Origin of the sequence: Clostridium sp. (assembly GCF_022482905.1) — a bacterium.
GTDB lineage: Bacteria > Bacillota > Clostridia > Clostridiales > Clostridiaceae > Clostridium_B.
Window position 1 is genome coordinate 1,437,690 of sequence record NZ_JAKVOI010000001.1, and the last position, 12,248, is coordinate 1,449,937.

The 12,248-nt window shown below is 34.7% G+C and carries 12 protein-coding genes; 1 reads left to right on the forward strand and 11 read right to left on the reverse strand.

Annotated elements, in window-relative coordinates; all coding sequences use genetic code 11:
* Positions 1-71: 71 nt before the first annotated feature.
* From recG to LKE46_RS07120, 3 genes are read right to left on the reverse strand one after another with little or no spacing between them, the layout of a single operon-like run.
* Entirely contained in the window at positions 72-2,108 is a 2,037-nt protein-coding gene (gene recG, locus LKE46_RS07110) for an ATP-dependent DNA helicase RecG (protein WP_291719786.1), read from the reverse strand.
* A 60-nt stretch (positions 2,109-2,168) separates the two neighbouring features.
* Positions 2,169-3,815 carry a DAK2 domain-containing protein gene (locus LKE46_RS07115; RefSeq protein WP_291719788.1) on the reverse strand — a complete coding sequence of 549 codons (1,647 nt, stop codon included), beginning with the start codon at positions 3,813-3,815 and terminating at the stop codon, positions 2,169-2,171.
* Between the two features lie 16 nt (positions 3,816-3,831).
* Complete coding sequence (locus LKE46_RS07120) at positions 3,832-4,182, reverse strand: Asp23/Gls24 family envelope stress response protein (protein ID WP_291719790.1); 351 nt, start codon at positions 4,180-4,182, stop codon at positions 3,832-3,834.
* Positions 4,183-4,464: 282 nt separating this feature from the next.
* Here LKE46_RS07120 and rpmB point away from each other — a divergent pair, with 282 nt between their 5' ends.
* Positions 4,465-4,656, forward strand: a complete 192-nt coding sequence (gene rpmB, locus LKE46_RS07125) for a 50S ribosomal protein L28 (RefSeq protein WP_291719791.1) — start codon at positions 4,465-4,467, stop codon at positions 4,654-4,656.
* A 150-nt stretch (positions 4,657-4,806) separates the two neighbouring features.
* On the opposite strand, the gene LKE46_RS07130 is transcribed toward rpmB, so the two are convergent.
* The 8 genes from LKE46_RS07130 to rsmB form a co-directional block, all read right to left on the reverse strand.
* Positions 4,807-4,977: a hypothetical protein gene (locus LKE46_RS07130; protein WP_291719792.1), complete on the reverse strand. Its 171-nt coding sequence runs from the start codon at positions 4,975-4,977 to the stop codon at positions 4,807-4,809.
* Positions 4,978-5,053: 76 nt separating this feature from the next.
* The gene (locus tag LKE46_RS07135) at positions 5,054-5,689 is read right to left on the reverse strand and encodes a thiamine diphosphokinase (RefSeq protein ID WP_291719793.1); all 636 of its coding nucleotides are present in this window, start codon (positions 5,687-5,689) and stop codon (positions 5,054-5,056) included.
* The gene (gene rpe, locus LKE46_RS07140) at positions 5,689-6,342 is read right to left on the reverse strand and encodes a ribulose-phosphate 3-epimerase (protein WP_291719794.1); all 654 of its coding nucleotides are present in this window, start codon (positions 6,340-6,342) and stop codon (positions 5,689-5,691) included. The genes LKE46_RS07135 and rpe overlap by 1 nt, the downstream gene beginning before the upstream one ends.
* Positions 6,343-6,387: 45 nt before the next feature.
* On the reverse strand, positions 6,388-7,257 hold the full coding sequence (gene rsgA, locus LKE46_RS07145) for a ribosome small subunit-dependent GTPase A (RefSeq protein WP_291725610.1): 870 nt from the start codon (positions 7,255-7,257) through the stop codon (positions 6,388-6,390).
* Positions 7,258-7,287: 30 nt separating this feature from the next.
* Positions 7,288-9,117 (reverse strand): Stk1 family PASTA domain-containing Ser/Thr kinase, encoded by a 1,830-nt coding sequence (gene pknB / locus LKE46_RS07150; RefSeq protein ID WP_291719796.1) that lies wholly within the window; start codon positions 9,115-9,117, stop codon positions 7,288-7,290.
* Positions 9,092-9,841 (reverse strand): Stp1/IreP family PP2C-type Ser/Thr phosphatase, encoded by a 750-nt coding sequence (locus tag LKE46_RS07155; protein ID WP_291719798.1) that lies wholly within the window; start codon positions 9,839-9,841, stop codon positions 9,092-9,094. Before LKE46_RS07155 ends, pknB begins: the two co-directional genes overlap by 26 nt.
* A 14-nt stretch (positions 9,842-9,855) precedes the next feature.
* A complete protein-coding gene (gene rlmN, locus LKE46_RS07160) occupies positions 9,856-10,893 on the reverse strand; it encodes a 23S rRNA (adenine(2503)-C(2))-methyltransferase RlmN (RefSeq protein WP_291719800.1) in 1,038 nt (345 codons plus the stop codon).
* A 10-nt stretch (positions 10,894-10,903) separates the two neighbouring features.
* The gene (rsmB, locus tag LKE46_RS07165; RefSeq protein WP_291719802.1) at positions 10,904-12,232 is read right to left on the reverse strand and encodes a 16S rRNA (cytosine(967)-C(5))-methyltransferase RsmB; all 1,329 of its coding nucleotides are present in this window, start codon (positions 12,230-12,232) and stop codon (positions 10,904-10,906) included.
* Positions 12,233-12,248: the final 16 nt, after the last annotated feature.

Below are 12,248 nucleotides of genomic sequence, written 5' to 3' on the forward strand. Positions count from 1 at the left end.
ATACTAATACTATGAATAATTACATAACATTTTAACATATATATAGTCCATACACAAAAGCCATATAAATATCAATTGAAACATATGTATTTTGAACTGCTCTTTATTTTATCCAATATTTCATTTTTGACCTGTATGTCATCATCCTTATTGCTCTTTACAAGCTTTCTTGCTTCATAATTGGCTGCTCTAAATATGTTTATATCCGACATGAAATCTGAAATAACAAGACCATCCTGACCATGCTGCCTAAATCCGAATACTTCCCCTGAGCCCCTTATTTTCAAATCCTGCTCCGATATAAAAAATCCGTCTGTGCTGCTTTTCATAATTTCCATTCTTTTTCTTATTATATCATTTTTTATATCTGCAATTAGAATACAATAGGATTTATACGTACCTCTTCCTACCCTTCCACGAAGTTGATGAAGTTGAGCAAGCCCGAATCTTTCTGCATTTTCTATTATAATCAAAGAAGCATTTAAGACATTTATTCCTACTTCGATGACAGTTGTAGATATTATAACCTTTATTTCGCCGCTTTTAAATCTATTCATTACTTCCTCTTTGGTTTTTGGCGGCATCTTTCCGTATAATATCTCAACAGGTATATCTTGAAAATATTGATTCGTTAACTCTTTATACAGCTCTTTCACAGAAGTCAAATCCATATCCTCATTTTTATCTACCAGAGGACATACTAAATATACCTGCCGCCCTTTTCCTATTTCCTTTAATGCAAATTCATAGGCCTTATCTCTAAAAGGTTTGTCAATATACAAGGTCTCCACCTTCTTCCTGCCAGGCGGAAGCATATCTATATTGGATACATTCAAATCTCCATACAAGTATAGTGTAAGTGTTCTCGGGATAGGTGTGGCTGTCATAACCAGAATATCAGCATCTCTACCTTTGTTAAGCAGCTTATTCCTCTGCATAACTCCAAATCTGTGCTGCTCATCTGTAACTATGATTCCAAGATTCTTGAAATCTACGTCATCCTCGATAAGAGCGTGAGTTCCTATTACAATATCCGTATCTCCATTTTTTACTTTCTGTTTTACAATATCCTTGTCTTTCTTGGAGATACTTCCACATAGAATGTCTATATTTACTTCAAACTCTTCAAGTATATTTATAATTTCATCATAGTGCTGTCTTGCCAGTATTTCTGTAGGTACCATAAGTACAGCCTGATACCCATTTTTAACTACATTGAAAATAGCTATCAACGCAACTATGGTTTTACCACTTCCTACATCCCCCTGAACCAGTCTATTCATTGGTATATCTCTTTTTTCATCTACAAGTATCTCTCTTATGACTTTATTTTGTGCCTCCGTAAGAGTGTATGGAAGTTTTTCTTTTAACCTGACGAGATCTTTTGAAATTTTGAATGCTATACCCCTTTTACTCCTATTATAGTATTCCTTTATCATCAAAATTTTCAGTGAATAGGTAAATAACTCCTGAAATTTAAGTCTCCTTCTGGCTTCTTTTAGATCTTCAGAATTTACAGGAGAGTGAATTACCCTCAAAGCTCTGTCAAGACTGCAGAGTCTGTATTTTTCTATTATTCCCTGCGGAAGATTTTCAGATATATCAATAGATTTAAGTATATTAGAAATCAATTTGATAAATAGGTTGCTTGTCAGTCCATCTCTTAGAGAATACACCGGCAATATCTTACCTTTGATTTCTGAACTTTCATAGTTTGTCATAAATGACGGATTTATTACATATAATTTCCCCCTGAACTCCTGAAACCTTCCAATTAAGATATATTCTAAATTTATTCTGAATTTTCTCTTCATATAGGGCTGGTTAAACCATTTCCCTGTAAAATTCCCCTTTTCATTTTCAAATACAACCGTGGATATTATTTTTCCATTTTTGGTTCTTATATCTTTTCCAATTGACTTAACTCTGCATCTGAATACAACCTTGCTGCTTTTATAGTCTGCATCATGTAAGGTTGATACATTTTTGTAGTCCCGTGGAAAATAGAGAAGCAGATCCAATATATTGAATATACAACATTTATTCAAACTTTTCAAAGTTTTTGGACCAACCCCTTTCAAGGTTGATACATCATCATATACATTCATAAAACAACCAGTCCTTTTTTACCTTGATTACTATAAACAAAAAAAGCCCTGGGGCTTTTTTCATTCAACTGAAACTATAAAATAATACAGAGGCTGCTGCCCGTTATAGCATTGTACATCCATACTTGAATAAGTTCTTTCAACCTCTTCCGTAAATGCTTTAACTTTATTTAAATCACAATCTTTGCCGTAATATATGCTTATGAGGTCACTATTTTCACTCACCATACCGGCTATAATGTTCCTGCATACTTCAAACATATCATTTCCGACCTGTACTATCCTTCCATCGACAATCCCAAGCATATCTCCTTTTTTAACAGATTTTCCATCTATCTCCGTGTCCCTTACAGCATAAGTTACTGAACCTGTAATTACATTATCTATAGATTCCTCCATTGCCTTTACATTGGCTTCCAAATCAAGATCGGAATTGAAGGCTGTAATAGCAGTTATGCCCTGGGGGATAGTTTTTGTAGGTATGACTTTTACGGTCTTTCCACTTATTTCTGAAGCCTGGTTGGCTGCCATAAATATATTTTTGTTATTTGGAAATATGAATATATTCTCAGCATTTATTTTGTCTACAGCATTGAGAATATCCTGAGTACTTGGGTTCATAGTCTGCCCGCCCTCTATGACACAGTCAACCCCCAGATCCTCAAATATACTCTTAAAGCCTTCTCCCATGGCAACAGAAACAAATGCATATTTCTTGATTTCCTCAACATCCTCTACACCGATATCTTCAAGCTTATGTTCGGTTAAATCCTTTTCTATACCAAGTACATGCCTGTGCTCTTCTCTCATATTATCTATCTTTATTTTTGACAGTTCTCCTAATTTAACAGCCTGAGACAGCACCCATCCCGGATCATTGGTGTGTATATGAACCTTTATTATATCATCATCATCTACAACCACCATTGAATCTCCAACAGCAGAAAGTCTGCCTTTAAATTCAGGTACATCAACACCTTTAGCATGTATGAGAAATTCAGTACAATACCCATACTTTATATCCTGTGTTTCCAGATTTTTAGCCGCAGGTTCTATCTTTTCATCTTTAAAGGCCTTTACTTCTGCATCTTCAATTCCATCTCTAAGTGCACCGTACATACCCTGAAGTATTATGAGGAGCCCCTTTCCTCCAGAATCTACGACTTTTGCTTTCTTCAATACCGGAAGCATATCAGGTGTCTTATTTAATGTAACCTCGCACTGATCACATACTTCCTTCAAAAGCAGAGTTATATCCTTTTCTTTAGAATTCAAGGCACATTCGCCTGCTGACTTTATGATTGTAAGTATTGTACCCTCAGTCGGTCTCATAACAGCCTTGTAAGCAAATTTAGCTCCTTCATTTATGCTATTTGAAAACTCCTCAGAATTTGCTTCCACTTTACCTTGAAGTCCCTTTGCCATACCTCTAAATATTTGAGAAAGTATTACACCTGAATTTCCTCTTGCCCCCATAAGTGCACCTTTTGCAAGCTGATTTGCTATGCGGCCCAGGGAGTCATTTCTCATATTTTTTATCTCCAATACAGCTGTTTTTAACGTCATGGACATATTGCTACCCGTATCTCCATCTGGAACTGGAAAAACGTTTAGAGAATTTACAACATGTTTCTGCTCTTCTAAATAATTACAAGCATTCACCACCATATTATAAAAACGATGTCCATCTATCTTTAAGTAATTCATATTTACAAATTCCTCCCTAGATTCTAACACCTTGAACATTTACCGTAATAGTTGAAACCTTAAGTCCTATATAGTTCTCTACATTGTACTTTGTCTTCTGTATTACATTATTGGCAATTACCGATATTTTGGTTCCATATTCAACCATTATATACAATTCTATTGAAAGCTCATTGTTTTTGGAACGAATTTTTACTCCCTTACTAAGGCTTTCACCTTTTATCAATTCCCAAAGGCCGTCTTTTGCATTTTTGGATGCCATACCAACTACACCATAACACTCCATAGTGGATATTCCAACTATATTGGCAACAGTCTCATCAGAATAATCCAATTTTCCCAATCCATTTTCTATACTGCCTATCACTTTCAAAACCTCCTTCTATAAAAAACAACTTTAAAATAATAAAGTATCAACATTTCCAAATTTTTTCTTAGTCGTAATCCATCCTGTATTTGCCTAAAATACCTGTTTCAAATATAGTATTACATAACATATTTTATATTAAATACAGTATTTATTCAAGAAAATATTGATCTTTGTAACTAAAATCACTTTATATCACACAATTAAATTTTACTATATACTTGCAAAAATTATTCATTTTGTGGTAAAATAAATGATGTTTGAGTTGAGGAGGTGTTTGTAATGTCAAGGAAATGTGATATATGTGGAAAAGAAGTTGTATTTGGTGTACAGTACAGCCATTCACACCGTCAGTCAAAAAGAAATTGGGCTCCAAATATAAGAAAAGTAAAGGCAATTGTTGATGGAACTCCCAAAAGAATTCATGTTTGTACAAGATGCCTTCGTTCAGGAAAAGTACAACGTGCAATATAGAGAATAAAAAATGCAGTTGTCAATCAGCAATTGCATTTTTATTTTCTATCAATATGTTTTCTAGTTGTTCTTTTTCTTCCTGAACAACCTTAAGATAGCAGATAAAATACCTGGTAGTTTAACTGTAATAATTTTCATAAGATAATCCCCCTATCTATAATTTCCTATCAGACACCATCCACAATAAATAAGTAGTGCCCCACCGGCTATTATCCATCCCCATATAGGGATAATAACTGTAAGTAAAAGACCTGCACCTATTGATAAAGTAATTAATCCTATTTTCTTTTTAGTTCTCCTTCTTAAAAACTTTTTTCCCAATGCTATTATCCCTCAAAAATTACTTTATAACATTATATGCATACAGCTTTAGTTTTGTTACTATAAAAATTTAATTCTAGTCCCTGCTTCTAAATAATAAAATAAGTCCACTTTTAAACGATACACTTACTTCCCCATCCAGGAATTCATTTGATACAGTTCTGGAATCTCCCAATGTCAGATTATAGTTATTAAGCTTATACTTTGCTCCTATTATATTCAGGTTCTCCACTATATCACAATATGCATAGAGTGAAAAAAGCTCTCCTCTTTTCCCTTTTATAATGCTGGATTTATCCAGTATTTCTATTGAATTGTTTTCATCCTTTATATATGCCCTTATACCATGTTCCAGACTTTTTTTCAACATACCCATACTCCCCATGAAATGATCCAGCCTACTTCCCGTACATCCTAAAAATGTTATTTCATCTGCATTCAATTCAACGGCCTTGCTGAATACAGCTTCTGTATCAGTGAAATTTTTTTTTGCAGGATATTCTGATATTACAGAACCTGAACTTTTAAAGAATTTCAGGGCTTCTGCACTTATGGAATCAAAATCTCCCATTAAATAATCAGGTTTAATATTATATTTATAAAGACAGTTTCCACCGCCATCAGCACATATTAAAAATGAACTTGAACTGAGCTCATTTTCCAACAAAGCTTGAGATGGTGCATTTCCTCCTGATACTATTGTTACTTTCATTATTTGAGTTCACCTCTTAAAGCGGCCATATTTTCCTTTACCTTACCATCCCTGAACACTGCAGAACCTGCTACAATAACGTTTGCACCGCTTTCCACAACCTTTTTTATATTTTTTATTCCTATTCCCCCGTCTACTTCTATCATCATATCCTCATTATGCTTCTGACTTAATTTTTTAATGCCGGCTATTTTATCATAGCAGTAGTCTATGTAATTTTGACCTCCAAAACCTGGATTTACAGACATTACAAGAACCATGTCCAAGTTTGGTATTATGTACTCTATGTTTTCTATCTTTGTAGCCGGATTCAGGGCTACTGCAGCTTTAACGCCAAAACTCTTTATATAATTTATTGTCCTGTCTATGTGCCTGTCCGCCTCAAAATGTACTGTTATAATATCAGCCCCGGCCTTCACAAAATCCTCAACATATCTTGAAGGCTCTTCTATCATAAGGTGTACATCGAAGGGGAGCCTGGTTATAGCTCTTATGGATTTAATTACAGGTATTCCAAAGGATATATTTGGTACAAACATTCCATCCATTACATCGATATGTACCATATCTGCTCCATATTCATCTATTTTTTTTATGTCATCTCCCAATTTTGAAAAGTCCGCTGACAGTATTGAAGGTGCTATTTTTATCATAAGTTTTTCCCCCTGACAAAATTATTTTGTATAACATTATTACCTCTACCACTTATTTTTCCTGTTATTGTTTATCTCTTCTAAAATCTTTACATAAAATTCATATCTGTCTTTATGTACTGCGCCCTGTTGTACAAGCTCTTTCACAGCACAACCAGGTTCTTTATGATGAAGACAGCTTGAAAATTTACACTTTCCCAGGGCATCACTGAATTCTGGAAAACAATATTGCAGTTCTTCCTCTTTTATGTCCTCCACTTTTAAAGATGAAAATCCAGGAGTATCTACCAGAAACCCATGGTCAATTTCTATCAACTCACTGTGCCTTGTAGTATGCTTCCCCTTTTTCAATTTATTGCTTATAACACCTGTTTCCATCAGTTTTTCACCTGCAATATGATTCAAAATAGTGGATTTTCCAACTCCTGAAGGTCCACACAGCACTGTTATCTCACTCTTCAGACGTTTACTCACTTCATCTATTCCGAATCCTTCTTTTGCTTTTAGAAACAAAATATCATAACCTGCACTTTTTACCATATCCACAATATAATTTTCCTTTACATGGGGATCCAGATCAACCTTGTTTATACAGACTGTAATCTTCAAATTACTGATTTCACAGTTTACAAGGAGCTTATTCAGAAGTTCCTCGTTTATTTCAGGGTTCTTAATTGCAAAAACCACCAGTGCCTGTGTCACATTCGCAACAGCAGGCCGGGATATCTGCGTTTTTCTCTGATATATTCTTTCAATAACACCTGAAGTACCATCAAAATTTATATCAGCCTTATCACCAACCATTGGAGAAAGTCCATTATACCTGAACTTTCCCCTTGATTTGCATTCAATTATTCTATCTCCTGATTTTACATAATAAAAGCCTGCTATTCCTTTAATTATAGTTCCCTGCATAATCTCTCCAATCAAATTTTTCATATATTCTCAATTGCCCGTCTTGGACTTATTGTTGTTTTGGTCTTTGGATGGTGGATTCTGGTTATTTCCATCATTGTCATTATCATTTTGATCCGAGTTATCTTTCCCGTCATTTTCTCCTTCACCATCCGGATTTTGCGGAGTAGACGGATTCGGCTTCTCCTCTACATAATTATAATATGTCAAATTGACGGTAGTACCTTCTTTAACCTGTGACCCAACTGCACTTTGATATTTTACTATTCCATTCTTTGACTGATCTTTTGTATTCACAGCTGATTTTGTATAGCTTATTCCTGCACTTGCCAGTATCGAAGCTGCTTCATCAACATTTTTACCAGTTACATCAGGTACGGTAATATACCTTTCCTTTGGTCCATTGCTTACAACCAGATCTACGGAAGATCCTTCCTCCGCATTTGAGTCCGATTCGGGATTCTGTCTCATTATACAGCCGCTCTGGACATTGTCACTGTATTCATAACTTACATTTCCTACTTTTAATCCACTGCGTTGTATAATATCCCTGGCTGTATTATAATCCACTCCCATAACATTAGGAACCGTGAGTTTCTCCTCGCCGCTGCTTACACTTACCCTCACTTCTGAATTCACTTTCACTTTAGTACCTGCCTCCGGCATGGCTTTTATTACAGTTCCCTCAGGCTTATCACTTTTTTCCTTGCTGACTACCACAAATTTCAGTTTTTTTGCTTCTACGGCTTCTTTTGCCTTGTCTTGCTTCATACCGACTATATTCGGAACAGTTGTCTCTGCTGAAGCGGCATATTCCTTGCTGTAATAAAAATATCCGAGTATAGATACTATTACAATGGTCATCACTACTATAGCTGCTGCTAAAATTCTTCTTTTTTTCTTGGGATCAAGTCCTGTTTGGGGTTTAATATTTTCATGTTTTGGATAATCCGAATACTCCTGTTCTCTACTATTTACATCTATAGGATCCATTATCCTCGTCATGTCTTCTTCAAAATCGTCATCTATAATATTTGGTATTTCATTGTTCTGTATTTTTTTCAAATCCATAAGCATATCTGTCATAGTTTGATATCTTCTAATAGGTTCCTTCTCCACAGCTTTCAATATCAACTTGTTCAGGCTTTCAGGAATATTCTCATTCAGTTCCCTCGGTGGAACTACCGGTTCCTGTATATGCTTTAAAGCAACGGAAACGGGGCTTTCTGCATCATATGGTACTTTTCCCGTAACCATTTCATACATTACAATCCCCAGTGAGTAAATATCCGTTCTAAAATCTACAAAACTTCCCTTTGCCTGTTCCGGTGAAAAATAGTGTGCCGATCCCATTATTTTGTTTGAATTGGTTATGGTTACAGAATTTGAAGCTTTGGCTATGCCAAAATCAGTTACTTTTACTATTCCATCCTCTGTAACAAGGATATTGTGGGGTTTTATATCTCTATGTATGATATTGTTCTTATGGGCACATTCCAGAGCTTTTGCTATTTGAATGGATATTTCTACAGCTTCTCCCGGAACAATTTTCCCCTTTTCTCTGATAAACTGCTTCAAGGTTTTCCCTTTTACATACTCCATAACTATATAATTTATATTGTTCTGACTTCCAACATCGTATATATTGACTATATTGTTGTTTGAAAGACTGGCAGCTGCAGTAGCTTCTCTTTTAAATTTTTCTACAAATTCGCTGTCACTGGAGAACTGTTCTTTTAGTACTTTAACTGCCACGTTACGGTTTAAGAGGTGATCCTTTGACTTGTATACAATAGCCATTCCACCCTCGCCTATTTTCTCCAAAACTTCATATCTATTTCCCAGCATAGTCCCTATCATCTTTACACTCTCCTTCAAATACAATAACCGATATATTATCCCTTCCACCTTTAAGTTTACTCAATTCTATCAATTGTCTACAGGCATCATTGTTATTGTTATTTCCCATTATGATATCATACATTTCATTTAGTTCTACCTCATTAGATAATCCATCAGTACACATCAGTACCTTATATACGTCTCTCAAATCTATTTTAAAGATGTCTGCTTCTACGGATAAGTTCGTACCCAAAGCTCTAGTTATTATATTCTTGTTCGGATGTATAGCAGCTTCTTCTTCAGTTATGCTTCCTTCATCCAAAAGTTGTTGCACGAGAGAGTGATCTTTTGTAATTTTGGTTATACCATTTTTCTTCAGAATATAGCATCCACTGTCTCCAACATTTGCTGTTACCATTTTATCTTCTTTTACGAGACACACCGTTATAGTTGTTCCCATTCCGGATAATTTCTCATTCTGTTTTGACAATTGAAATATCTTTCTATTGGCCATATCTATTGCACATAATAGATGATCTTCCATGTCTTTTGAGTTGATATCTGCTGATTTCATATAACAAATAGTAGTATCTACAGCAATTTTGCTTGCCACTTCTCCTGCATTGTGGCCTCCCATTCCATCAGCTATGACATATATGCTAAAATCACTGCCTATATAGAAATTAAGGCTGTCTTCATTTAATTTTCTCACTTTTCCTACGTCTGACAAGATCCCCACCATTTTCTACACCCTTTCTACTCCTTTTTCGATTCCAGGTAGCTTCTTCTAAGCTGTCCACAAGCTGCATCTATATCTGCTCCCATTTCTTTTCTTATAGTAGTCTCTATTCCATTCCTGGATAGCACATTTGAAAATTTTTCTATATCCTTCCTGGAGGATTTTATATAATTTTTCTCTTTAACATCATTTATAGGTATCAGATTTACATGACAGAGAATTCCCTTTAAAATTTCAGAAAGTTCATCAGCATGTCTGTCGCTGTCATTTACACCTTTAACAAGTGCATACTCAAAAGAAACTCTTCTCCCAGTTTTTCCTATATAATAACTGCAGGCCTCGATAATTTCTTCTATTGAATACTTATTGGCAACAGGCATCATCTGCTTTCTAAGATCGTCTTCCGGAGAATGCAGTGATATGGCAAGAGTTATCTGGAGGTTTTTCTCTGCCAGCTCAATTATTTTAGGTACTATGCCGCATGTGGAAAGTGTTATGTGTCTCTGCCCTATATTCAAGCTATAATCAGAGTTGACCACATCTATAAATCTTATAACATTGTCATAATTGTCAAGTGGTTCTCCACTTCCCATTAAAACAACATTTGATATTCTATCTTTTATAATTTTCTGTGATATCAAGATCTGTGCAATTATTTCTCCTGAAGACAGATTTCTTACCATACCATCTATAGTTGATGCGCAGAAACTACAGCCCATTCTACAGCCAACCTGGGTGGAAACACATATTGAGTTTCCCCTGTTGTATTTCATTACAACAGTTTCTATGACATTCCCGTCCTCATATCTATATAAAAATTTAGTAGTATCCTTTTTACTGGATTCGTAGCAATTTAAAAGTTCCGGAATTCCTATATAAAAATTTTTCTTTAGAAGTTCCCTCAATGCTGTAGGTACATTTTTCATTTCATCAAAACTCCATATATTGTTCTTATATATCCAATCCATTACCTGAGCTGCTCTGAACCCGCTTTGTTCATTTTTCTTCATCCATTTTTTAAGTTCATCTATATTAAAATCTAAAATATTATACATAAAAATACACCTAAATATTCTTTTTAATTTTCGCTATAAAAAATCCATCCATATTTTTGTCTGGAAGTATCGTAACATATCCTTCATCATGGTAAATAACATTGTCTATACTCCCGAAATCAAGTTCTTCAACTGTAAATTCGGGATTGTTTCGAATAAACCAGTTTACATTTTCTTCATTCTCCAATTTATTCAGAGTACATGTAGAATATACAAGTTTACCACCTGTTTTCAGATATTTTGCTGAGTTTGAAAGTATCTTTTTCTGAATATCAGTTATGTTATTGAGCTGCAGTATATCTTTATTCCATTTGATTTCAGGTTTCTTTCTTATTATGCCAAGCCCTGAACATGGAACATCGGCAATAATCCTGTCTGCAATTTTTTCCATTTCTGGATTATATATTTCAGCATTCTGAAGGCTTGTTCTGACATTTTTTATTCCCAATCTATTCAAATTACCTTTTATGAGTTTTATCTTGCTGCTGTATATATCAAAGGCATAGATAGTACCTGTATTTTTCATCATTCCAGCCATATAGGAAGTCTTTCCTCCGGGAGCACTGCACATGTCAAGTACAATCATGCCTTTACCCGCATCTGTAGAAGCTGCAGCAAGCATTGCACTTTCGTCCTGAACAGAAATCATCCCTTCTTTGAAAAGAGTATTTTTCTCCAGGTTACTTCCTCTATTTATAATTATAGCATCTTTGCAAATTATTCCTTTTTCTAAATTATATCCGTTTTCTATAAGTTCATTCCACACTTTATCAAAATTGGTCTTTAAATTGTTTATACCTACTGTTATTTTAGGAACAGCATTCAACCCACCGAGTATCCCCTCCACCATGTCTTTTCCATATTGTTCCACAAAGAGCTTTGTCATCCATGGTTCAAATGAATAATCAAAACACAATCTATCAATATAATTTTGTGTATTACAGTACTTTCCGTCTTTGTTTCTCAAATAATTTCTGAGAACTCCATTTACAAGCTTTGAAAATTTATTGGATCTCTTCTTTGACAATTCCACGGCTTCATTAACCACTGCAAATTCAGGTATCTTATCCAGATACTTTATCTGGTAAATAGACATCCTCAATATATTCAATATAAAGTTGTCCATACTATTAAGACCATTTCTTAAAAAATGACCCAATATACTGTCAATGGTAAATTTATATTTCAATGTCCCGTAAACTATTTCTGTAACAAGCCCTCTATCCTTCAAACCTAGATTGCTTCTGTTCAATTTATTGTTCAAAGCTATATTTGAATACGCTCCCTTATATAATACATCTTCCAACGTCTCAACTGCAATAAGTCTTGCACTGTTCATATTTTCTCCTCTGTAC